This is a genomic window from Caballeronia sp. INDeC2 (assembly GCF_023631325.1).
Classification (GTDB): domain Bacteria; phylum Pseudomonadota; class Gammaproteobacteria; order Burkholderiales; family Burkholderiaceae; genus Caballeronia.
Genome location: NZ_JALQDG010000004.1, coordinates 12,445 through 35,410, shown reverse-complemented (window position 1 = coordinate 35,410; position 22,966 = coordinate 12,445). Strand labels below are relative to the sequence as shown.

The following is a 22,966-nucleotide window of genomic DNA, read 5'->3' as shown; positions in this document are numbered from 1 at the left end:
GCCGTCGAAGACCCGCGACGTTTCCAGCGTTGCGGGTTTTTTTATACGCCGAGACCGTTGACGAGGCGCCCCGCTTCGATCGTCACCGTGGCGTCGCAACGCTCGGCGAGTTCCTGATCGTGCGTAACGAGCACGAGCGTCGCGCCGTTGCGCCGATTCATCTCGAACATCAGATCGATGATGGCGTAGCCGGTCGCGGCATCGAGGCTGCCGGTGGGTTCGTCGGCGAAGAGCACGGCGGGATGCGTGACGAACGCGCGCGCGAGCGCGACGCGCTGCTGCTCGCCGCCGGAAAGCAGCTTCGGATAATGGCCGGTGCGTTGCGACAGCCCGACCTGACCGAGGAGCGCCCGGGCGCGCGCGGCGATCTCGCTGTGCGGCGTCTCTGCGCGCAATTCGAGCGGCAGCATCACGTTTTCGAGCGCGGTCAGATGCGGCATCAACTGGAACGACTGGAACACGAAGCCGACAGCGCCGCTTCGAAGCGCGGCGCGCTCGTCTTCGTTCAACGTCGACAACTCCTCGCCGAGCAGACGAACCGAGCCCTCGCTCGCGCTGTCCAATCCGGCGAGCAAGCCGAGCAATGTCGACTTGCCCGAGCCCGATGCCCCGACAATCGCAACGCTGCTACCCTTCGCGATCGACAGATCGATTCGATCGAGAATCGTGAGCTCGCCCGTTGCGTCCTTCACTCGCTTGCTTAATCCCCGAACTTCGATGACCGGCTCGATATTGTTTTGCATGGACACCTTGAAAAAGAACTTGCGCGGCCTTGTTCCCGCAATCGCGATGATGGCGGCCTGTTGTGCGACCGCGCACGCGGCAGACGCGCAGGCGGCTTCGCAACCGAAGCCCGCAATCGTCGTGCTCGGCGATAGTCTGTCGGCCGAATACGGCCTGCCGCGCGACACCGGCTGGGTCAACCTGCTGCGCGACAAGCTGGCGAAGGAGCGTTTGGATTATAGCGTCGCCAATTCGAGCATCAGCGGCGACACCACGAGCGGCGGGCGCGCGCGCCTGACCGCGGTGCTCTCGCGCATCAAGCCCGCTGTCGTGATCGTCGAGCTCGGCGCGAACGACGCGCTGCGTGGCGTACCGCTCGCGACGACGGAAACGAATCTGCGCGGCATCGTCGATGCATCGCAGGCCGCGCATGCGAAGGTTTTACTCATCGGTATGTACGTTCCGCCCAATTACGGCCCCGACTACACGCAAAAGTTCCACGCCGTCTACGAGCGTATTGCGAAGGACAAGAACGTGCCCCTCGTGCCTTTTCTGCTTGCCGGCATCGCCGATAAGCCCGCCCTGTTCCAGGCCGACCAGATCCATCCGACGGTGCAGGCCCAGCCTTTGCTATTGGATAACGTCTGGCCAACCTTGAAACCCTTGCTGGGCGCCAGTGCGTCGCACTAACAAAGACGCCGGACGCAACAGCTTTCAGCAACCGACGCGGAGCACGGCCAAGATTCAGATCTCTGAGACTTTCGCGTAACTCTTATAACTCCGCTCGTTTGATGAGCGACTCTACAAGGAGGTCACGTGAAATTTATCCCTCTTCTCGCCCTGACCGTTGCGATCTCGGCCTGTGCCGCTCAGCCGCCCGCCGGCGTGCAGCAAGTCGGCACGAGCCAGAAGGCGCCGAAGGTCGTTGCGCAATGCGTCGCCCAGAAGTGGGCCGACTCGTCGCAACAGCAAGTCGTCTCGCAGGACACGCTCGCGAACGATCAGGCCGTCGACGTCTACGTTCCCGGCCAGCAACCGCCGAACGGCGCGGCGGCCGTCGTGCGTCCGGCATGGTCGGGTCCGGGTACGTGGGTCGGTTTCCGCGCTTCGGGTGCTGCCGGCAGCCAGGCGACCGGCGATATCCAGGCTTGCCTGTAAACGAAGCTCGCACGCTTGCGCGCCCTACGCCGGCGCAGCCAAACAAAAGCCCCGCATCCTTTCGGAAGCGGGGCTTTTTTCATGACGCCGACATCGATCAGTTCGACGACGACGGCGGCGGCGCCTGGCTCAGCTTGACCTTCGAGCGCGCCTTCAATGCGTTGATGTACGCCTCCATGTCGGCCTGCGCATAGACCTGCGCGACTTGCTGCTGCGCGCCCGCGAGACGATCGGCGGCGACCGGCGCGGCCTTGTCGATACTGTTCACGCGATAGATCGCGTAGCCCTCCGCGCCGAGATCCACGCCGACATAAGACGGCAGCTTCGATGCATCCACCTTGAAGATCGCGCTCAATGCGGCGGGCGGCAAGCCCTGCGCGTCGTTACGCGAAACCGTGACCGGCGACGTGAAGCCATCCGCCGATTTCGACTTCTGCAGGTCCGCGAGCTTCGCTTCGCCTTCCTTCTTCGCCATTGCAGCGGCCATTTCCGCGACGACCTTCTTGCGCACGTCGTCCTTCACCGCATCGAACGCCGGAACGGACGAGGCCTTGTAGTCGGTGACGCGCGCGGCGATCAGCGTGTTGTTGCCGACGTCGATGGCTTGCGTGTTGTTGCGGTCCTTCACCGCGTCCGGCGCGAAGACGGCCGCGAGGAACTTCGGATTGTTGAGCGGATTGTCCTGCGGCAACTGCGGATTCGGCTTCGGGCCGATCGTTGCCGTCTGGATTGTCAGCTTGTACTTGTCCGCGGCGGGTTGAAGCGTCTTCGCCTTCTCGTAGACGAGGTCGGTGAAGCCTTGCGCGTCTTCCGCGAAGCCCTTCGTACCTTGCTGGGCTGCATAGTCCTTCGCGAGCGCGTCCTTCACTTCATCGAACGGCTTCGTGACCGACGGCTTCACGTCCGTCGCCTGGATGATGTGATAACCGAAGTCCGACTCGACGATATTGCTCACCTCGCCCTTCTTTAGGCCGAACGCGGCGTCGTCGAAAGCCTTGCCGCCCGCGATCTGGCCATGCGCGAAATAGCCGAGATCGCCGCCCTTGCTCGCCGAGCCGGGGTCGTCCGAGTTCTTCTGCGCGATCTGCGCAAACTGGTCGGGGTGCGCCTTCACTTGGGCGAGCAGTTCTTCCGCTTTCTGCTTCGCCTTCGCCTTGTCGGCCGCACTCGCATCCTTCGGCGCGTTTACGAGAATGTGGCTCGCGCGCACTTCCGCTTCCGTGCGATAGCGCTGGATGTTGTCGTCGTAATACTTCTTGAGATCCGCGTCGCCCGGCTTCGATGCCGCCGCGACCGTCGACGGCGACAGCAGCAGATACTGGATCGTAGCCGTCTCGGGCGTCGCGAAGTCGTTGCGATGCGCGTCGTAGTAAGCCGTGAGCTGCGCGTCGGTCGGCTGGGCCTTCGCGGAGTAGTCGGCGGTGCGCAGCGACAAACCCTGCACGGAGCGCTTCTGCTCCGCGAGTTCCGTCAGGCTCTGTGCGAGCGACTTCGACGTGAACGACGTCGCCTGGATGCTGCCCGGAATCTGCTCGGTTGCGATCGTGTAGCGCATGCGCTCGTCGTATTGCGCGGGCGTCATGCCCTGCATTGCGAGCAGCTGCTTGTAGCGATCGAGGTCGATGCTGCCATCGGGCTTCTTCAGCGACGAGATCACCGGATCGGACAGCAGCGCGCGGCGCACGGCGTCGTCCGACGCGGTCAGATGCAGGCGCTGCGTTTCGTCGGCCATCGCGCGTTGCTGCACGAGGCTGTCGACCATCGCGGCGCGTGCCTCGGGCGTGTCGAACATCTTGGCGTCGAACTGCGCGCCGAGCATCGAGCGGGCGCGGTCCACTTGCTGGCGGAAGGCGCTGTCGAACTCGGCGCGCGTGATCTTGTGGCCATTCACGCTGGCGACGTAGGAGCTCTCGTCGAAATAGTTGCTGAAGCCCTGAATCCCGACCATGCCGAGACCCGGCACGATGATCAGGATCAGCAGGGCCATCATCAGGCGCTGGTGATTACGGAAAAAGTCGAGCATGCGTAACGCTGCGTGGTTATAACAAAACGCTCGATATTACAACAGTGGACGGGGAAAAGGCGAAAGGCGGGCGGGATTTGCGTTGCCGGAGGCGAAATAGTCGCGCCGATTTTCCGTAATGGAAGGTGTCACGGCTCGAAATTGCGTTGCGCAGCAAATCAGGCGGCACCCACCGCGGGGACGATCGTTAGCATTCTTAACGACACCACAAGCGAGCGCGAAAACAAAAAGTCCCGCAAGCTTCGCAGCTTGCGGGACTTTCACATTTGATTCTGGCGGAGCGGACGGGACTCGAACCCGCGACCCCCGGCGTGACAGGCCGGTATTCTAACCAACTGAACTACCGCTCCTGGGTAGCGCGCAATGAACTGAGACCTGGTGGGTGCTGAGAGGCTCGAACTCCCGACCTACGCCTTGTAAGGGCGCCGCTCTACCAACTGAGCTAAGCACCCGGTCCGCAAATTCACTCGGTTTGCGCTTCGCTAAAAGCGCCGCTCCGTTCGAGAAGCGCCGCATCCAGCGAGTCCGCTAGTTTAGCGCATCCTTCAGCGCTTTGCCAGGGCGAAATTTCGGGACTTTCGCGGCCTTGATCTTGATCTCATCGCCTGTGCGCGGATTGCGGCCCGTGCGCGCGATGCGCTTGCCCACGGCGAACGTGCCGAAGCCGACGAGCGTCACGGTGCCGCCCTTCTGCAGCGTCGCGCTGACGCCGCCGATCACCGCTTCGAGCGCACGGCCGGCCGCGGCCTTGGAGATATCGGCTTGCTGCGCGATATGGTCGATCAGTTCCGTCTTGTTCATTGTGATCCCCGAATCAGTATTGGCACGTTGTAATCGATCTGGTCCAGCATCGATGCGAATGGCATCTCGATTTGATTGGATGCGGCGCCCATTTAACTTAGCCGAAAGCGCCGTGTCAACGGGGGTTGAGCCTTACTCGGCGCGGGTTCGAGGCAGTTTAGAAGACCTCTTCGGAAAAGCCGCGCGCCAAAAGAAAAACCCGCGGGCATACACCCGCGGGTTTTAGCTTCGATCACGCAACACGGCGATGAAACCGTGTCGCGAGAGTCGCTCAGTGCTTCACGACCTCGCCCGATGCGGGCGCGTCCTTTTGCTGCTCGGCCGCGACCGGCGTCGCCTTCGCTTCTTCCTCAGGCAACGACTCGGGTGTACGTTCGAGCGCCAGTTCCAGCACGCGATCGATCCACCGAACCGGCACGATCTCGATGGCGTTCTTCACGTTGTCGGGGATGTCGGCCAGATCCTTCGTGTTTTCCTCGGGGATCAGCACGAGCTTGATGCCGCCGCGATGCGCCGCCAGCAACTTCTCCTTCAACCCGCCGATCGGCAGCACTTCGCCGCGCAGCGTGATTTCGCCCGTCATCGCGACATCCGCGCGAACCGGAATGCCCGTCAGCACCGATACCAGCGCCGTGGTCATTGCGATACCGGCGGACGGACCGTCCTTCGGCGTCGCGCCTTCGGGCACGTGGATGTGGATGTCCTTCTTCTCGAACGACTCGTCCGTGATGCCCAGACGCCGCGAACGCGAGCGCACCACCGAGCGCGCGGCTTCGACGGATTCCTTCATCACGTCGCCGAGCGAACCCGTGCGGATCACGCCGCCCTTGCCGGGCATCACCGCTGCTTCGATCGTCAGCAGATCGCCGCCGACTTCCGTCCATGCGAGACCCGTGACCTGACCGATCTGGTTGTCCTTCGCGGCCAGACCGAAGTCGTACTTGCGCACACCGAGGAAGGTGTCGAGATTGGAACCGTCGACCTTCACGGCGCCTTCGGCCTTCTTCAGCAGCAGCATCTTCACGACCTTGCGGCAGATCTTCGACACTTCACGTTCGAGCGAACGCACGCCCGCTTCACGCGTGTAGTAACGAATGATGTCGCGGATGGCTTGTTCCGTGACATCGATCTCGCCGTCCTTCAGGCCGTTGTTGCGCTTTTGCTTCGGCAGCAGGTAACGCGTCGCGATGCTGACCTTCTCGTCTTCCGTGTAACCCGACAGGCGGATGACTTCCATCCGGTCGAGCAACGGCGGCGGAATGTTCAGCGAGTTCGACGTCGCCACGAACATCACGTCCGACAGGTCGAAGTCCACTTCGATGTAGTGATCCGCGAACGTGTGGTTCTGTTCCGGGTCGAGCACTTCGAGCAGCGCGGAGGCCGGATCGCCACGGAAATCCATGCCCATCTTGTCGACTTCGTCGAGCAGGAAGAGCGGATTGCGCACGCCGACCTTCGCCAGGCTTTGCAAGATCTTGCCGGGCATCGAGCCAATATACGTGCGACGGTGACCGCGAATCTCGGACTCGTCATGCACGCCGCCCAACGCCATGCGCACGAACTTGCGGTTCGTCGCGCGCGCGATTGACTGGCCGAGCGAGGTCTTGCCGACGCCCGGAGGCCCGACGAGGCACAGGATCGGCGCCTTCACCTTTTCGACGCGTTGCTGAACCGCGAGGTACTCGAGAATGCGTTCCTTCACTTTCTCGAGACCGAAGTGGTCTTCGTCCAGCACGCGTTCGGCGTTCGAGAGGTCGTTGTTGACCTTGCTCTTCTTGCGCCACGGCAAGCCGATCAGCGTATCGATGTAATTGCGCACGACGGTCGCTTCCGCGGACATCGGCGACATGAGCTTCAGCTTCTTGAGCTCGGCATCGGCCTTCTTCTTGGCTTCCTTCGGCATGCGGGCGGCGGCAATGCGCTTCTCGAGTTCTTCGAGATCCGCGCCTTCTTCGCCTTCGCCCAGTTCCTTCTGGATGGCCTTTACCTGTTCGTTCAGGTAGTACTCGCGCTGGCTCTTTTCCATCTGGCGCTTCACGCGGCCACGAATGCGCTTCTCGACCTGAAGAATGTCGATCTCGGCTTCGAGCTGCGCGAGCAAATGCTCCAGACGCTCGATGACAGGGAACATCTCGAGGATGTGCTGCTTCTGATCGAGCTTGAGCGGCAAATGCGCGGCGATGGTGTCGGCAAGACGACCCGCTTCGTCGATACCCGACAGTGACGTCAGGATCTCCGGCGGAATCTTCTTGTTGAGCTTCACGTATTGATCGAACTGGGAAACGATCGCGCGGCGCAGCGCTTCGGTTTCAGCGCTGTCGGCGTGATCGGGCTCGAGCGGCATCACGTCGCACGAGAATTGCGTTTCCTGCTCTTCGATCGAGAGCGTTTTGGCACGTTGCAGGCCTTCGACGAGCACTTTCACGGTGCCGTCGGGCAGCTTCAGCATTTGCAGGATGTTGGCGACACATCCTACTTCGTACATGTCCTTTTCGGTCGGCTCGTCTTTCGCCGCCGTTTTCTGAGCGACGAGCATGATGTGCTTGCCGCCTTCCATCGCGGCTTCGAGGGCCTTGATCGACTTGGGCCGCCCGACGAAGAGCGGAATCACCATATGCGGGAAAACGACTACGTCGCGCAGCGGGAGCAGCGGCAGCGTAATGCGTTCCTGCGGGAGGAGTTGGGTTCCTGACATTTCATTTCCCCATTAATGGAATCAGTTCAGTCGTAAGTAAGGCCGTTCAGAGCTATTGCAAGCCTTTATCGGAAGGGAAAAGTCGTTAGTCAAAGATCGCGTCAGTAACGTCCACAAGATAAACCAAAAAAATAAAAGGCCGTTCACGTCGCCATGAACGGCCTTTCGCCGACACACAGCCTGCTTCAGTTCGATCCTGCTACTTTCGGTGCGTCTTCGTAGATGAGCAGCGGCTTGCCGTCGCCGTCGATCGTATTGTCGTCGACGATCACCTTCGAAACGCCCTTCATGGTCGGCAGTTCGTACATCACGTCGAGCAACGCCTGTTCCAGAATCGAACGCAGTCCGCGCGCGCCGGTCTTGCGGCGAATCGCTTTCTGCGCGATGGCCTGTAGCGCCGCCGGGCGGATTTCCAGCTCCACGCGTTCCATGGCGAAGAGCTTGTGATACTGCTTCACGAGCGCGTTCTTCGGCTCGATCAGGATCTTCACGAGCGCGGCTTCGTCGAGCTTGCCGAGCGTCGCCACGACGGGCAGACGGCCGATCAGTTCCGGAATCAGACCGAACTTGATCAGATCTTCCGGCTCGACTTCGCGCAGCACTTCGCCGGCATCGCGATCCTGCTTGCTCTTCACGCTCGCGCCGAAACCGATACCAGTCTTCTCGGTGCGATCCGTGATGACCTTTTCGAGCCCGTCGAACGCGCCGCCGCAGATGAACAGGATGTTGGTCGTGTCGACCTGGATGAAATCCTGATTCGGGTGCTTGCGTCCGCCTTGCGGAGGCACCGACGCCATCGTGCCTTCGACCAGCTTCAGCAATGCTTGCTGCACGCCCTCGCCCGACACGTCGCGCGTGATGGACGGGTTATCCGACTTGCGGCTGATCTTGTCGATTTCGTCGATATAGACGATACCGCGCTGTGCCTTGTCGACTTCGTAGTTGCAGTTCTGCAGCAGCTTCTGAATGATGTTCTCGACGTCCTCGCCGACATAACCGGCTTCGGTCAGCGTGGTTGCATCCGCGATCACGAATGGCACGTTCAGCATGCGTGCGAGCGTCTGCGCGAGCAGCGTCTTGCCCGAGCCGGTCGGCCCGATCAAGAGGATGTTGCTCTTCGACAGCTCGATCTCGTCTTTCTTGTCGAGATGCTTGAGCCGCTTGTAATGGTTGTACACGGCCACCGCGAGAATTTTCTTCGCGCGTTCCTGGCCGATGACGTACTGATTGAGGATATCGCTGATTTCCTGCGGGCTCGGCAGGTCGGACTTCGTCAGCCCGGCCTCCTCCGCCGCACCGGCTGCTTCGTCGCGAATGATCTCGTTGCACAGATCGATACATTCATCGCAGATGAACACCGACGGCCCAGCGATGAGCTTCTTCACCTCATGCTGGCTTTTTCCGCAGAACGAGCAATACAGCAGCTTTTCGCTACTGGAACCTTTTTTGTCCGCCATAAATGTGTAAGCCTCCGGACACTCTTGTTACATGATACGCCCTTCGATTCGCCGACGCAGATTCGCACCCGCGAGGTCGAACGAAGCGCGTTTTGGCGTTGCGCCGCATGCGCGATTTCGCACTTTCGTGCCGGCGTCCGTCTCCGGGCGCCGGCACGGCGCCGCTCCGGACGCCTTCAGGGACGCTTGTGAAGCACCTGGTCGACGAGGCCGTAAGCTTGCGCGTCGTCGCCCGACATGAAGTTGTCGCGATCCGTGTCGCGCGCGATGCGCTCGACCGGCTGACCCGTGTGATGCGACAGCAACTGATTCAAACGTTCCTTCAGGTACAGGATCTCCCGCGCCTGAATCTCGATGTCCGATGCCTGACCGCGCGCGCCGCCGAGCGGCTGATGAATCATCACGCGCGCGTTCGGCAGCGCGACGCGCTTGCCCTTCGCGCCCGCCGCCAGCAGGAACGCGCCCATGCTCGCGGCGAGACCCATGCACAGCGTGGAGACATCGGGCTTCACGAACTGCATCGTGTCGTAGATCGCCATGCCGGCCGAAACCGAGCCGCCAGGGCTGTTGATGTACAGGCTGATGTCCTTGTCCGGGTTCTCGCTTTCGAGAAACAGGAGCTGCGCGACGACGAGGTTCGCCGACTGGTCGTTCACCTCGCCGACGAGAAACACCACGCGCTCCTTCAGGAGACGCGAATAAATGTCGTAGGCTCGCTCGCCGCGGCCGCTCGTTTCCACGACCATCGGAACGAGGCCGAGCGCCTGGGCTTCGAAGTCCCGCGGTGCGTGGGACGCCAACGTGTCGAGCAATTCAGCGCGAAAGGTCATGCAATTTCCTTGTTCGGAATAGGGATACTGAACGACAAAGGAACATCCACTAGAACGGCATGCAAACGCCCAAACTTTAATGCAAAAAAGGCGTGCGAGCCGTCAGTCCGACGACTCCGCACGCCCCTTGCCTAACGCGTCAGGCTTGCGCCGTTGCGCTGGCCAGTTCCTCGAAGCTGACTTCCTTGTCGGTCACCTTGGCCTTGCCCAGGACGAAATCGACGACGTTGCTTTCCACGACGTACGCTTCCATCTCGGCGAGGCGCTGCTGGTTCGAATAATACCAGCGGACGACTTCCTTCGGGTCTTCGTAGCTCTTCGCGAATTCGTCCACTTCAGCGCGGATCTGTTCGGGCTTCGCTTGCAGTTCGTTCGCCTTCACCAGTTCGGCCAACACGAGGCCCAGCTTCACGCGGCGCTCGGCCTGCTCGGCGAACATTTCAGCGGGAATCGGCGCATCGGCGGCGTTCGGCACGCCGCGCTGCTGCAGGTCCTGGCGCGCCATTTCGACGAGACGCTGCTGATCCTGCTCGATCAGCGCCTTCGGCACGTCCAGCTCGGAGATCTTCAGGAGCGCGTCCATGACCTGGTTCTTCACGATCTGCTGCGTGCGGCGCTTCGCTTCACGCTCCAGATTGTCCTTGATCTCGGTGCGCATCTTCGTGAGATCGCCGTCTTCGATGCCGAGCGATTTGGCGAAATCCGCGTTGATTTCCGGCAGATGCGGCCACTCGATCTTCTTGACGGTGATCGTGAACTGAGCCGTTTTGCCCGCCACGTCCTTGCCGTGGTAGTCCTCGGGGAACTTGAGATCGAACTCGCGCGATTCGCCGGCCTTCAGGCCCGTCGCGGCTTGCTCGAATTCGGGCAGCATGCGGCCTTCGCCCAGTACGAACGCGAAGTCTTCCGCGCTGCCGCCTTCGAATGCGACACCGTCGATCTTGCCGACGAAGTCGAGCGTCACGCGGTCGCCGTCGGCCGCTGCCGTGCTCGGGCCGCCGTCACCGTGCTCGCCCGCCTCGCCGCGCGCGTGGAAATGCACGCGCTGCTTGCGCAGGATGTCCAGCGTGCGATCGACTTCGGTTTCGGAGATGGTCGTGACCGTGCGTTCGATTTCAGCGTTCGCCACATCGCCCAGCTTCACCTCCGGATAGACCTCGAAGGTCGCGTCGAACGCGTAGGCGTCGGCGGGGACCTCCGACTTCGGCGCGAAGCTCGGCTGGCCCGCGACGCGCAGGTTTTCGGCGCGCGTGACGTCGAAGAATTCCTTGCCGACCTTGTCGCTCAGCACTTCGGCTTCGACCTGGCCGCCATACTGCTGCGTCACCATCTTGAGCGGCACCTTGCCCGGGCGGAAACCCGGCATGCGCACGTTCTTGGCCAACTGGCGGATGCGCGAATCCACTTCCTTCTGCACCGTGTCTTTCGGCAGGGAAATCGTCACGCGGCGTTCGAGCTTGCCGAGGTTCTCAACTACGTTAGCCATGGCTGAAATCGTCCTAGAGTAAATCGTAAATTCGGTGTTCGGTTCTTCCGCGGTTCTTAAGGCGCGGGTCCGGATGCGAGCTCTGCGTGAGCCGGCCGTAATCGACGCCTGGCACCGAAAGACGCGCGCAAAACGCATCTTGCGGGAGTGCCGGAACGTCGCCCGACACAGTGTCAGTCAACAGAGCCAAGTATTTTAGCAAACAATTCCGGGCGGTCCCGGCGATGAATTCGTCAACGCGCCATTTCAGCCGGATTTGCCAACTAAAACGCCAGTTTTCCGGGTGGATTTCGGCGTAAATCCGCGTTTTGCGGGCGCGCTCCCACGCGCACAATTCCCGCTATCGGCACGGCGCTATTTTGCGTCGCGCGCCGCGCTGATAAGCTTGCCGGCGCATGATTCACGCGACGAAGCCGCCCGGTGCGCAATCCATTGCTGCAAGGCATGAAACGCATGCAACAAGCGCATAAGTAAGGGCTCGCCGCGGCTTTTCAATCGTTTCTTCGACACCAGAACATTCGAGACACCATGCCTAACGCCACGTCTGCTGCTCCCGTAGTTGTCATCGCTCCCGATTCCTTCAAGGGCTCGCTCTCTGCGGAAGGCGTCGCGAACGCCATCGCGGAAGGCATCAGGCGCGCGCGGCCGGACGCCGACATCCGCATCCGTCCGATGGCCGACGGCGGCGAAGGCACGCTAGACGCGATGCTCTCGGCGGGCGGCGAGCGCCGCCTGCTCAACGTGCGCGGCGCGGCCGCCGCGCGGCGCGACGCCGCCACCGGCCTGCTCGACGACGGCGGCGCGATCATCGAGACGGCGGAAGTCGTCGGCATCACCGATCCGGACGGCATGGCCGTGCCCGTCACCGAGCGCAGCACGCTCGGCATGGGCGAGGCGATTCGCGCGCTGTTGGATTCCGGCGCGCGCACGTTCTACGTCGCGCTCGGCGGCAGCAGCACCAACGACGGCGGCGCGGGCCTGCTCGTCGGCCTCGGGCTCAAGCTTTTCGATAAAGCGGGCAACGAACTCGATCCGGTGCCGTCGGCGCTCGCGCAGATCGTGCGCATCGACGCGTCGGGGCTCGATCCGCGCGTGAAGGAAGCGAACTTCATCGGCATGTCGGATGTCGATAATCCGCTCACCGGCGACCACGGCGCGACCGCCATCTTCGGTCCGCAAAAAGGCGTGACGCCCGAACAAGTGGCGACGATCGACGCCGCCCTCGCCCATTTCGCCGATCTCCTCGAACCCGCGATGGGCGTCGCAAAACGCAATGAGCCCGGCGCGGGCGCGGCAGGCGGACTCGGCTTCGCGCTGCACATGCTCGGCGCGCGTTTCGAGACGGGCGCGGAAGTGGTCGCGCGCGAAATCGGACTCGACGCCGCGCTCGAAGGCGCGAACTGGCTGATCACGGGCGAAGGCCGTTCGGATGTCCAGACGCTGCACGGCAAGGCGCCCTTCATCGCCTGCAAGCACGCGCGCGATCGGGGCGTGCCGGCGTCGCTGCTTTCAGGCGCGGTCGATTCGGCCGCGCTGCCGCGGCTCTCCGAGTTCTTCAGCGGCTGCTTCTCGCCGGCCCCGGGCCCGATCACGCTCGAAACCGCGATCCGCGACGCCGCGCGGCTGCTCGCCAACGAAGCCGAACAGCTCACGCGGCTCAGGTTCGGTTCGATCTGAGCGCCGGAAACCGCTAGAGGACCGCGCGCTTCGCGCCGAACGCGAGGCGGTCGATACACCAGACGGCGAGCATCGTCGCGCCCATCAGCGGGAAAACCACGCCCAGCAAGGTCAGGCCGCCGCGCCACGCGCGCATCGGCGGCCGCTTGACCGGGCGCGCCGGCGCGCCCAGTTCACGCGCGGGCCGGCGCTTCCACCACATAACGAAGCCCGTCACCGAAAGCGCCGCGAGCCCGAGCGAGATCGCCGAGCAGACGATCTGGTTCGCGAGCCCGAAATAGCGCCCCATATGCAGCGACGTGCCGTACGAGATCCATTGCGCGACGCGTCCGTAGCTCGCGTAATCGATGTCGGACAGCACGCGCCCGTTGTAACGGTCGATGTGAAGCGTACGTTCGGCGCGCGGATCAGCGGGGAAATACGATACCGTGTAGACGCCCGTCGGCTTGTCGGGCAGCGCGATGCCGAAATCGTCGGCAATACCGTTTTTTGCGGCGAGCGCGACCACGTCGTCGATCGACACGCGCGCGGACGGCGACGATGCGTCGGCGCTGTCCGGCACGATCGTCGCACCGACGGCCCACGGCGTCTGATGCAGCGGCAGATCGTCCATCTTCATGTGCATACCGTGCATCGCGTGCTCGTCCGTGTTCTTCGCTGCAGCGCCGGGCGCGGCCGAATGAACATGCGCTTCGCCCCACGCGCCCTTCGGATAGCCGAGCGACGCCGATGTCGCCAGCGCCTTGAACTCCTTGCCCCACGATCCCGACCACGGCAGTCCGGACAGCACGAAGAACAGCGCGCCGATCGCGAGCCAGATGCCGCCCACCGCGTGCAGATCGCGCCACCACGCGCGTCCTTGCAGCGACAGACGAGGCAGCCACACGCCGCCTTGTCTCGCACTCGATCGATTGGGCCACCACAGCGCGATGCCCGTGCCGATCATCACGAGCGTCCAGCAGCCGGCCAGTTCCATCACGAGCTCGCCGGTCTTGCCGAGCATCAGCCCGCGATGCAGATTGCGCACCTGCTTCATCAATCGATGTTCGACGGAGAGCGTGCCGAGCACCGCGCCGTCATAGGGATTCACATAGACGCTTTCGCTCTCGCCCGAAGGCAGGCGAAAGACGAACTCGGCGCTGCGCGTGCGATCGGCTTCGATCTGCGCGAGCGTCGGCACGGCGCCGCGCGGTTCGCTCGCAGCGGCCTTCGCGAGCAGGACGTCGCGGGACAGTTGCGGGGCGTGCGTATCGGCGACGATCATCCGGTCGCGATACAAAAGCGGCTCGATCTGCGGCTGAAAGCAGTAGATGGTGCCGGTGATCGCGAGCACGATAAGGAGCGGCATTACGAAGAGTCCGGCATAGAAATGCCAGCGCCAGAGCGTGCGTCGATGCGCGATGACCTCCGCGTTCGACGCCGCTGCTGCCGCGTTCAGGTTGGGTGCAAGCATGGCGATTCTCGTTGATGGATGCGTAACGAGCTGACGAGCGATCGCGCGCATCCGCTGCGCTCATGCGCGCGGCGAACGTCGGGACGATCGGACGAAGAACGGTTTCAGGAAAGTGCGGGAGGCGCGCGCGGGCTCGCGGCGTTGAAGGATTTCGAAACGACGGGTGCGGGGCTCGCAAACGTCGCGGCGCGTGTGACGCGCTCGATCGATGCGACATCGTGCCCGACGCCCGCAACGATGGGCAGATCGTGCGCGAGCAGCCCGCAGTATGAGCAGGCGTCGAAATGATTCGCCGCATCGTGATGACCCGCGCGGGCATCGGCGACGTTTGCATCGACCGCGCACAGCATCGCTTGCGGATCGGTCGCGGCGTTGCGCGCGGCGAGCGTCTGGCTGATGACCGGCGCGACGATCGCGAGCCACATGGCGGCGATGCCGAGCCATGCGACGAATCGATTGCGCGCGTTGCGAGTCATGAGGGAAGTCTGGGAGCCGGGACGGACGAATGAACCAGATTGTAGGCAGCCGCTGGTGATGCCGCAATCTTGCGCCGCGTATGGCCGGAATCGGCGCCCGCTCGCGCCTTTCTGAGGCGATCCGCGACGCGAAAAGCGTTGACGCAATTTCGCAGACATCGATAGACGAATGGGTTAGAATCTCTGACTTGGCACAGTGGACCGGTGCCGGACACGGCGGCATCGCCGGGCGCGGGTCATCATCGAACAAGCCCAGAGCGCCTGCCGTGCTGCGAGGATGGCGAAATTGGTAGACGCACCAGGTTTAGGTCCTGACGCCCGCAAGGGTGTGGGGGTTCGAGTCCCCCTCCTCGCACCACAACGAAACCCCTTTCATCGGTAAAGGGGTTTTTTGTTTGCGGCTTCGCATTTGCCAATCCGATCAGATGTTGATGTCGCCAACTGGATCGTCATCACCTCGCCTTTCGCCTGCGAGCGGCCCTCAAAATCGATGCCCGCCCGATCCATTTTCGGTATCTGCTTGTTCGCGCGCACAGCGGCGATCGCCGATCCACGTGCGACAGGAACCGCCGCACGCACGCTGGCTGCCAGATCACGAAGACGTCGAGCGGATACGTGAGTTTGGCGTCGGCGCGGCGGTTGGCGGTGATGTGCAGGCCGGTATCGTCGGCGAGACGTGCATCAGCCTCGGGCACATGCGAAATTCGAAGCCGAAATCCGTCGCGACGCTTCTCACGAGGTGAGGCAGACATGTATCGCAGAATTGCCGGTTCTCGGATTTGCTCAAGGCCATGCATGCCTCCGGCTTCGCGCGCCGATGGAGTCGATGGCCGCAGTCTTGCGCACGCGCGGCGCGGCATCGGTGGTTCGGCGCACAATTTCGCGTCGTGCATCGGCCGGCAGCGAACCCGCGCCTCGCCGGATAAAATGAGCGCCCGTGCGTAGGTCCGTCGCGTGACGAACCGCAGAAAAGCACCCCACGACGCCTCCCCTTCGAACTCCCACAAGCCCCGTTCGTGAATTTCGACGATTATTGCCAGCAAAAGGCCGCCCCTGAAGGCTCCGGCACGTACTACGCGCTGCGCCGCGCGCCGGCCGCGAGTCAGCCGCTTCTGACCGCGCTTTACGCGCTCTATCGCGAACTCGAAGAGACCGTGAAGGAGACCAGCGATCCGACCATCGGCCGCACGAAGCACGCGTGGTGGCAGAGTGAGCTCGGCCGGCTCGATGGCGGCGAGCCGACGCATCCGGTCACCAAAGCGTTGCAGGCGCATGCCGGCGATGCAGCATGGCGCGCATCGCTCGCCGCGGTCGTCGATGGTTTCGGCATGGATCTGGATCAGGCGCGCTATCTCGACTGGCCCGGTCTGAAGCGTTATCTCGATCAGACGGGCGGGGCGTTCACGACAGCGCTTGCACGGGCGAGCGCGCGCGATCCGGAACAGGCCGCGGCGTGGGCCGCGCCGCTCGGCTCTGCGTTGCTGCTCGCCGAGCGTGTCCAGGAAATCGGTGGCGATGCGCGCAACGGCCGCATCTATATTCCCATCGACGAGTTGCAGCGCTTCAACGTGACGGCCGCGGATGTCATCAATCGCAAGTACGGCGATGCCTTCACGGATCTCATGCGCTTTCAGACCGGACGCGCCCGGAAGGCGCTCAACGATGCGCTCGCCGCCATTCCAGCTTCGGAGCGCGCGACGCAGCGCGTGCTGCGCGCGCAGGCCGCGCTGTCGCTCGCGCTTTTCGACGAGATCGAACGTGAAAACTTTCAGGTGCTGCATCAACGCATCGCACTCACGCCGATCCGCAAGCTGTGGATCACATGGCGCACGCGTTAGACGCGCAGAATCGGTAGCGGCTCGAAACGTGCGCCGAGGATCGATTCCGAGCCGCTCTGCCAGCATGCGTCGAGGACCGTCGCATACAGCCTTCTGAAGTCGATGCCGACGGGCAAGCCGCCTTCCGCATCGAGTCGATCGAGTCGCGGTGGCGTGCCGAAAAGCCCGCCGCGCACACGTCCGCCCATCACGAAATGCGCCGCGGCCGCGCCGTGGTCCGTGCCTCCCGCTGCATTTTCACGCGCGGCGCGTCCGAACTCCGAGCGCGTCATTACGAGCGTGCGGTTCCACGCGCCGGACGCAATCAACGACGCGCGCAGCGATGCGAGTCCTTCAGCGAGTTGTGCAAGACACGCCGCATGCCGGCGCGCCTGATTCTCGTGCGTATCGAAGCCATGCAACGAGAGGCGGATTACGTTGACTTCATAAGAGGAGCCTCGTGCGATGGCGTCCCCCGCGGCCTCGAACGTCTTCACCTCGGTGACGACGCTCACGCGATCGAGCCAGCCATCGGCACGATATTCATCCGCATGCGATGCGGTATCCCAGATCTGACGCGAGCGGTAATGCGACCGGTTGGGCGCGCCATAACCGACGCCCTGCACGATCGCGAGATCGTTGGCGCGCCACGCGCTCATCAACGGCGACAGCGACGGATGCAAGGCCGTGCGTTCATCGAGCGTCAATGCCTGATCGTTCGATATAGCGAGGTTCGGCCTTAACTCGCGATAGCGAGGATCGGCGAAAGGAATGACGGTGTTCAGCCCGTCGTTGCCGCCGTCGAGATCGACGAGCACGAGAACGCGAACGGAAGACCCAGAACCCGAATGTGCGATGGCGAACGCTTCCCTGCCACTGCCTGCGCATCCTGCGAACGCGCCGGCAATCGAGAGGAATTGACGTCGGTTCATCGGGAGTCGCGCCTCTTAGCGCTTATAAAGATCGCGCACCGCTTCTTCGATATGCTGCCGCAAGAGACGCCGCTCGTCGGCGGTCATCACCGTGTGGCGCGGCGGGCGCGCGGGCGGTGTTTGATCGACCTGCTGGATGGGTTGCATGGCGGGCGCTTTCGGGTCGTGATCCTGGCTCGACGGCGTCGAGCTTTTACTTACGCGCTGCTGCGCGCGGATCATGCGGCCATCGAAACGATTCGGCGAACTGGAGATGCCACGGTCGAAACCCGTGGACTGCGCATAGGCGTGAGGTGTGCTCAGTACTGCGTAGAGCGCACTGGCAAGAAGTGTCTTTCTGAAGATGCGCTCGGAGCGCACGGGTCCGCGCTGCCGCGCTCCCTTCATGTTGTTCCCTTCGTTGCTCGACAACCGGACAGCCTCATTCTTTTCGCGCGCGCCTCCTCGTGGCTTGGTCGGGCCGCATGACGCGCTGGACTAATGGAGTATCTACCGAATGGCGGGCTTAGGTAAAGCAGTGTACGCACCAAACCCTCAGGCCGTGCCACAGGCCCCGTAAATTTTGTAACCAACTGTTACACTCGCTTTTGTTACAAACTCGGCGTTTGACCAAACGCGCTAAGATGCCGCCATGGAAACCAAGAACCCTTCAAAAATTCTCGTCGTCGACGACGATCCGCGCCTGCGCGATCTGCTGCGGCGTTACCTCGGTGAACAGGGCTTCAATGTGTACGTCGCGGAAAACGCGCCGTCGATGAACAAGCTCTGGGTGCGCGAGCGTTTCGATCTGCTCGTGCTCGATCTGATGCTTCCCGGCGAAGACGGTCTTTCCATCTGCCGGCGTCTGCGCGGCAGCAACGATCGCACGCCGATCATCATGCTCACCGCGAAGGGTGAAGACGTCGATCGCATCGTCGGACTCGAAATGGGTGCGGACGACTATCTGCCGAAGCCGTTCAATCCGCGCGAACTCGTCGCGCGCATTCACGCGGTGCTGCGTCGCCAGACGCCGTCCGAATTGCCGGGAGCGCCGTCCGAAACCACCGAAGTGTTCGAGTTCGGCGAGTTCGCGCTGAACCTCGCGACGCGCACGCTCACGAAAAACGGGCAGGAAATTCCGCTGACCACGGGCGAGTTTTCGGTGCTGAAGGTGTTCGCGCGTCATCCGCGTCAGCCCCTCTCCCGCGAGAAGCTGATGGAGCTTGCACGCGGACGTGAATACGAAGTGTTCGATCGAAGCCTCGACGTGCAGATCTCGCGGCTGCGCAAGCTGATCGAGCCCGACCCCAGCAGCCCGCGTTTCATTCAGACAGTGTGGGGCCTCGGCTACGTCTTCATTCCGGACGGCGCAGCCTGATCGATATTCGAGCGAGTTTCGTCACGCTTTCTCCCCTTTACCGAGCTGAACCCGACAGACCCATGCGCATCGACAGGCGGCTACTGGCGCTCGCGTTCGGCGGCCTGTTTTGGCGTACCTTCGCGCTGATCGCGCTGCTCATCGCCGTGAGCCTCACGGCGTGGTTTCAGAGCTTTCGCGTGATCGAGCGCGAACCGCGCGCGCAGCGCGTGGCGCTTCAGCTCGTCGCCGTGGTCAAGCTCACGCGTACCGCCCTGCTCTATTCCGACCCCGATCTGCGTCGCGCGCTGCTTCAGGATCTGGAGAGCAACGAGGGCGTACGCGTGTATCCGCGCGAAACCACCGACAAGTACAAGCTGCAGCCGGACGAATCGCTCAACCGGCTGATCGAGCGCGACGTGCGCGGCCGGCTCGGCAACGAAACGATCATCGCGCAATCGGTGAACGACATTCCCGGCGTCTGGATCAGCTTCAAGATCGACGACGACGATTACTGGGTCGCCCTCGATCGCGACCAGCTCGACACCGTCACCGGCCTGCAATGGGCCGGCTGGGGCGTGTTCGCGCTCGCGCTGTCGCTGTTCGGTGCGGCGTTCATCACGAGTCTCGTGAACCGGCCATTCGCGCGGCTTGCGCTCGCGGCGCGCAAGGTCGGCTCGGGACAGTCGCCGGAGCCCTTGCCCGAGCGCGGCATGGGCGTGGCGGCGGAAACCAATCGAAGCTTCAACCAGATGGTGCAGGATCTCGAGCAACTCGAAGCGGATCGCGCGCTGATGCTCGCGGGCATCTCGCACGATTTGCGTACGCCGCTCGCGCGCCTGCGACTCGAAACCGAAATGAGCCCGTCGGACGAAGCGACCAAGCTCGCGATGATCGACGACATCGAGCAGATGGACATGATCATCGGCCGCTTCCTCGACTATGCGCGGCCGATGCAGCGCATGCCCGAAGCCGTGGATCTCTCGATGATCGCAAGCGAGCTCGCCGCGCGCTTCCAGGCCGACGACGGCGTCGTCATGCGCACCGATCTCGCGCAAGGCGCGGTGATCGAAGGCGATCCGACCGATGCCCGCCGCGTGGTCGGCAATCTGCTCGAGAACGCGCGCAAATACGGCCGCAGCGAACAGGACGACATTGCGCGCATCACGCTGCAGACGCGCGTCGGGCACGGCAAGGTCGAGCTCTCGGTGATGGACGAAGGCCGCGGCATTCCCGACGATCAGGTCGCGCTCATCACGCGCCCCTTCTATCGCGTCGACACGGCGCGCACGCAGGCGAACGGTACGGGGCTCGGCATGGCCATCGTGCAACGCCTCGTCACGCGTCAACGCGGCACGCTTCGGCTACGCAACCGCACGCCGCTTCCCGGCTTCGAAGTGACCATCGATTTCCCGCCGATGAAAGGCGGCTCGCGCTTCGAAGGCTAGACGCGTCTCTCTCGGCGTATTCGTGAAAATCTATCCGAATCGTTAGTTAGAAACTATTGAGCCGTATTTTTAAATAAAGTTAAGATTAACCGGGTTAACGCTCAACGCGTCTGGCATGAGAGTGTCACGCGAGCGTTATGGCGATCCAGTAGTTTGGTTGAGCTTGTCCTTTCAACGATTTCACAGGAGTCACTGCATGAAGACCGTTGGCGATAAAGTCGAAGCATTCACCGTCACCGCTGCGAAGCCCGGTTTCAATCATCACGAAGAAAACGGCCAGTCCGCTTTCGAGGAAATCACCGAACAGTCCTTCCCGGGCAAGTGGAAGATCATCTACTTCTATCCGAAGGACTTCACGTTCGTGTGCCCGACGGAAATCGTCGAATTCGCGAAGCTGGCCAAGGATTTCGAGGATCGCGACGCGGTCCTGCTGGGCGGCAGTGTCGATAACGAGTTCGTCAAGCTGGCCTGGCGCCGCGAGCACAAGGATCTGAACAAGCTGAATCACTACGCGTTCGGCGACGTGAAAGGCGAACTGATCGACCAGCTCGGCGTGCGCGACAAGGAAGCCGGCGTGGCGCTGCGCGCGACGTTCATCGTCGATCCAGACAACGTCATTCAGCACGTGTCCGTCAACAACCTGAACGTGGGCCGCAGCCCGGAAGAAGTCCTGCGTATTCTCGACGGCTTGCAGACGGACGAACTGTGCCCGTGCAACCGCGCGGTCGGCGGCTCGACGCTGTAATCGGTCTTGATGCCGCAAGCCCGCCTCCGGCCGAGCGTGTTCGGCCGCGGCGGGCTTTTTACCGCCATCGAATAGGAGAAAAACAATGGAATTCCTGTCCGCGATCAAGGAACTCGTGCCCGATTACGCGAAGGACATTCGCCTGAACGTTGACGGCACCATTGCCCGCTCGTCGCTCGAAGGCAACGACGCGGTCGGTGTCGCGCTTGCCGCCGCGTATGCCGCGAAGGCGACGAAACTCACCGGCATCATCCGCAATGCGGGCGTGCTGTCGCCGGAGGAGACCAACGCGGCGCTGACCGCCGCCGCGCTGATGGGCATGAACAATGTCTGGTATCCGTATCTGGAAATGGCCGACAACGCGGATCTCAAGACGCAGCCCGCCGGCCTGCGCATGAATGCGTATGCGTCGCATGGCGGCGTCGGCAAGCGGCGCTTCGAGATGTACGCGCTGGCGGCGTCGATCATCGGCAAGTGCCACTTCTGCGTGAAGTCCCACTACGAGAATCTCGTCACCGAAGGCATGTCGACTACGCAATTGCGCGACGTCGGCCGCATCGCGGCGGTGATCAACGCCGTCGCGCTGACGATCGAAGCGGAGAAGAATTAAGTCTGCAAAGACGCCACGCCAGGGCAGCGTGGCGTCGGTTCATCCGTCGATCGACGTGCGGCGCAACAGCACCGCGGCTTGCGCCTCGATGCCTTCCTTGCGGCCGAGATAGCCCAACTTTTCGTTGGTTTTGGCCTTCACGTTCACGCGGTCGATCGCGAGATCGAGATCCGCGGCGATGTTCGCGCGCATCGCGTCGATATGCGGTGCGAGCTTCGGCGCCTGCGCGATGATCGTGCTGTCGACGTTCGCGATGGCGAATCCCGCTTCCGACACACGCTTGAACGCCTCGCGCAGCAGCACGCGACTGTCGGCACCGGCGAATTCCGTCGCCGTGTCCGGAAAGTGCCGGCCGATATCGCCGAGCGACGCCGCGCCGAACAGCGCATCGGTGATGGCGTGCAGGAGCACGTCGGCGTCGGAATGACCGAGCAGGCCGCGCTCATAGGGAATCGTCACGCCGCCGATGATGAGCGGGCGGCCCTCGACGAGCTGGTGGACGTCGTACCCCTGTCCGATTCTGAAATCCATCGATTCAAACCTTGGTTGAGTGTGAGTCAGGCGTTCGCGGAAAGGACCGCGCCCGCGAGCGCGAAATCTTCCGGATAGGTCACCTTGAAGTTGCGCAAGCTGCCCTGAACCAGCTTCGGCGAGTGCCCGAGCCATTCGACGGCGCTCGCTTCGTCCGTCAGGTCGTGGCCGTCGTGGCGCGCACGCTCGATCGCTTCGCGCAGCATGCCGAGCCGGAACATTTGCGGCGTCTGCGCCTGCCAGAGCCCGTCGCGCGATTCCGTGCGCGCGATGCGCGTCTCGTTGTCCGCAGCAGAGGACGGCACGTCGGGCATGTTCGGTGCGACGCGCTTCAGCGTATCCGCGAGCGGCAACGCGAGAATGCCGCCGACCGTATCATCGCGCAGTTCCGCGACAAGTTTGCGAATCAGCTCCGGCGTGATGCCGGGGCGCGCGGCGTCGTGCACGAGGACCCAGTCATCCTCGCGCGCGCCGAATTTCGCGAGCGCGAGCAGCCCGTTGTACACCGACGCCTGCCGCGAGGCGCCGCCGCAGCGCTCCACCGCGAAACGCAGTCCGGCGAAGCGGCGGGCGTCGAAATGATTGTCGTCCGGTGCGAGCACGACGAGCGTCTGCGAGAATTCGGAGCATGCGTCGAACGCCGCGAGCGAGTACGCGAGCATCGGACGGCCCGCGACAGTCTGGTATTGCTTCGGCATCGGCGCACCGGAACGGCTGCCGGTTCCGGCGCAAGGAATCAGTGAGAACAGGCGCGAAGTCACGGGCGAA

22 protein-coding genes and 3 tRNA genes are annotated in these 22,966 nt (G+C 63.0%); 9 read left to right on the top strand and 16 right to left on the bottom strand.

The features are described 5' to 3' along the window. Positions 1-41 precede the first annotated feature (41 nt). The gene (locus tag NCS28_RS06790) at positions 42-743 is read right to left on the bottom strand and encodes an ABC transporter ATP-binding protein (protein ID WP_250513096.1); all 702 of its coding nucleotides are present in this window, start codon (positions 741-743) and stop codon (positions 42-44) included. On the opposite strand from NCS28_RS06790, the gene NCS28_RS06785 reads away from it, so the two are divergent. Then, positions 742-1,413, top strand: coding sequence for an arylesterase (locus NCS28_RS06785; protein ID WP_284504782.1), 672 nt, complete (start codon positions 742-744; stop codon positions 1,411-1,413). The two genes, NCS28_RS06790 and NCS28_RS06785, sit on opposite strands and share 2 nt — an antisense overlap. A gap of 126 nt (positions 1,414-1,539) precedes the next feature. Next, positions 1,540-1,881: a hypothetical protein gene (locus tag NCS28_RS06780; protein ID WP_250513095.1), complete on the top strand. Its 342-nt coding sequence runs from the start codon at positions 1,540-1,542 to the stop codon at positions 1,879-1,881. Positions 1,882-1,978: 97 nt separating this feature from the next. Here NCS28_RS06780 and NCS28_RS06775 read toward each other — a convergent pair whose 3' ends face one another. From NCS28_RS06775 to tig, 8 genes are all read right to left on the bottom strand, one after another. Then, on the bottom strand, positions 1,979-3,904 hold the full coding sequence (locus tag NCS28_RS06775) for a SurA N-terminal domain-containing protein (RefSeq protein ID WP_250513094.1): 1,926 nt from the start codon (positions 3,902-3,904) through the stop codon (positions 1,979-1,981). Positions 3,905-4,177: 273 nt separating this feature from the next. Continuing rightward, positions 4,178-4,254 (bottom strand) — tRNA-Asp (locus NCS28_RS06770). A gap of 26 nt (positions 4,255-4,280) precedes the next feature. Then, a tRNA-Val gene (locus NCS28_RS06765) sits at positions 4,281-4,356 on the bottom strand. A gap of 76 nt (positions 4,357-4,432) precedes the next feature. Beyond that, positions 4,433-4,759: an HU family DNA-binding protein gene (locus tag NCS28_RS06760; protein WP_350029778.1), complete on the bottom strand. Its 327-nt coding sequence runs from the start codon at positions 4,757-4,759 to the stop codon at positions 4,433-4,435. 217 nt (positions 4,760-4,976) lie between these two features. Then, positions 4,977-7,400 carry an endopeptidase La gene (gene lon / locus NCS28_RS06755; protein WP_250513092.1) on the bottom strand — a complete coding sequence of 808 codons (2,424 nt, stop codon included), beginning with the start codon at positions 7,398-7,400 and terminating at the stop codon, positions 4,977-4,979. Positions 7,401-7,585: 185 nt separating this feature from the next. Beyond that, complete coding sequence (gene clpX / locus NCS28_RS06750; protein ID WP_250513091.1) at positions 7,586-8,857, bottom strand: ATP-dependent Clp protease ATP-binding subunit ClpX; 1,272 nt, start codon at positions 8,855-8,857, stop codon at positions 7,586-7,588. A 176-nt stretch (positions 8,858-9,033) separates the two neighbouring features. Continuing rightward, positions 9,034-9,687 carry an ATP-dependent Clp endopeptidase proteolytic subunit ClpP gene (gene clpP / locus NCS28_RS06745; protein ID WP_008349755.1) on the bottom strand — a complete coding sequence of 218 codons (654 nt, stop codon included), beginning with the start codon at positions 9,685-9,687 and terminating at the stop codon, positions 9,034-9,036. Positions 9,688-9,826: 139 nt separating this feature from the next. Next, the gene (gene tig / locus NCS28_RS06740; protein ID WP_250513090.1) at positions 9,827-11,173 is read right to left on the bottom strand and encodes a trigger factor; all 1,347 of its coding nucleotides are present in this window, start codon (positions 11,171-11,173) and stop codon (positions 9,827-9,829) included. Positions 11,174-11,701: 528 nt separating this feature from the next. Here tig and NCS28_RS06735 point away from each other — a divergent pair. Beyond that, positions 11,702-12,850, top strand: a complete 1,149-nt coding sequence (locus NCS28_RS06735) for a glycerate kinase (protein ID WP_250513089.1) — start codon at positions 11,702-11,704, stop codon at positions 12,848-12,850. A gap of 13 nt (positions 12,851-12,863) precedes the next feature. Here the strand turns inward: NCS28_RS06735 and NCS28_RS06730 are convergent, their stop codons facing one another. Further along, positions 12,864-14,303, bottom strand: a complete 1,440-nt coding sequence (locus NCS28_RS06730) for a PepSY-associated TM helix domain-containing protein (protein WP_250513088.1) — start codon at positions 14,301-14,303, stop codon at positions 12,864-12,866. 104 nt (positions 14,304-14,407) lie between these two features. Continuing rightward, positions 14,408-14,779 (bottom strand): DUF2946 domain-containing protein, encoded by a 372-nt coding sequence (locus NCS28_RS06725; protein WP_250513087.1) that lies wholly within the window; start codon positions 14,777-14,779, stop codon positions 14,408-14,410. Between the two features lie 271 nt (positions 14,780-15,050). Here NCS28_RS06725 and NCS28_RS06720 point away from each other — a divergent pair. Continuing rightward, positions 15,051-15,137 (top strand) — tRNA-Leu (locus NCS28_RS06720). 94 nt (positions 15,138-15,231) lie between these two features. Here the strand turns inward: NCS28_RS06720 and NCS28_RS06715 are convergent. Further along, a complete protein-coding gene (locus NCS28_RS06715) occupies positions 15,232-15,786 on the bottom strand; it encodes a hypothetical protein (RefSeq protein WP_250513086.1) in 555 nt (184 codons plus the stop codon). 9 nt (positions 15,787-15,795) lie between these two features. On the opposite strand from NCS28_RS06715, the gene NCS28_RS06710 reads away from it, so the two are divergent. Further along, positions 15,796-16,617, top strand: a complete 822-nt coding sequence (locus tag NCS28_RS06710) for a squalene/phytoene synthase family protein (RefSeq protein WP_250513085.1) — start codon at positions 15,796-15,798, stop codon at positions 16,615-16,617. Here NCS28_RS06710 and NCS28_RS06705 read toward each other — a convergent pair. Both NCS28_RS06705 and NCS28_RS06700 read right to left on the bottom strand, forming a co-directional pair. Next, positions 16,614-17,528 (bottom strand): DUF1501 domain-containing protein, encoded by a 915-nt coding sequence (locus tag NCS28_RS06705; protein WP_250513084.1) that lies wholly within the window; start codon positions 17,526-17,528, stop codon positions 16,614-16,616. The two genes, NCS28_RS06710 and NCS28_RS06705, sit on opposite strands and share 4 nt — an antisense overlap. Before the next feature lie 15 nt (positions 17,529-17,543). Next, entirely contained in the window at positions 17,544-17,915 is a 372-nt protein-coding gene (locus NCS28_RS06700) for a hypothetical protein (protein WP_250513083.1), read from the bottom strand. Between the two features lie 244 nt (positions 17,916-18,159). Between NCS28_RS06700 and ompR the strand changes: the two genes are divergently transcribed. From ompR to NCS28_RS06680, 4 genes are all read left to right on the top strand, one after another. After that, a complete protein-coding gene (gene ompR, locus NCS28_RS06695) occupies positions 18,160-18,885 on the top strand; it encodes an osmolarity response regulator transcription factor OmpR (RefSeq protein ID WP_008349770.1) in 726 nt (241 codons plus the stop codon). Between the two features lie 62 nt (positions 18,886-18,947). After that, complete coding sequence (locus NCS28_RS06690; protein ID WP_250513082.1) at positions 18,948-20,312, top strand: ATP-binding protein; 1,365 nt, start codon at positions 18,948-18,950, stop codon at positions 20,310-20,312. A 196-nt stretch (positions 20,313-20,508) separates the two neighbouring features. Further along, positions 20,509-21,057, top strand: a complete 549-nt coding sequence (locus tag NCS28_RS06685) for a peroxiredoxin (RefSeq protein WP_035498713.1) — start codon at positions 20,509-20,511, stop codon at positions 21,055-21,057. A gap of 85 nt (positions 21,058-21,142) precedes the next feature. Then, positions 21,143-21,667 carry a carboxymuconolactone decarboxylase family protein gene (locus NCS28_RS06680; RefSeq protein WP_250513081.1) on the top strand — a complete coding sequence of 175 codons (525 nt, stop codon included), beginning with the start codon at positions 21,143-21,145 and terminating at the stop codon, positions 21,665-21,667. A gap of 39 nt (positions 21,668-21,706) precedes the next feature. On the opposite strand, the gene ispF is transcribed toward NCS28_RS06680, so the two are convergent. Together ispF and ispD are read right to left on the bottom strand one after the other, a co-directional pair. Next, positions 21,707-22,198, bottom strand: coding sequence for a 2-C-methyl-D-erythritol 2,4-cyclodiphosphate synthase (gene ispF / locus NCS28_RS06675; RefSeq protein WP_187604797.1), 492 nt, complete (start codon positions 22,196-22,198; stop codon positions 21,707-21,709). A gap of 26 nt (positions 22,199-22,224) precedes the next feature. Continuing rightward, positions 22,225-22,959: a 2-C-methyl-D-erythritol 4-phosphate cytidylyltransferase gene (ispD, locus tag NCS28_RS06670; RefSeq protein WP_250513080.1), complete on the bottom strand. Its 735-nt coding sequence runs from the start codon at positions 22,957-22,959 to the stop codon at positions 22,225-22,227. Between the last annotated feature and the right edge of the window lie 7 nt (positions 22,960-22,966).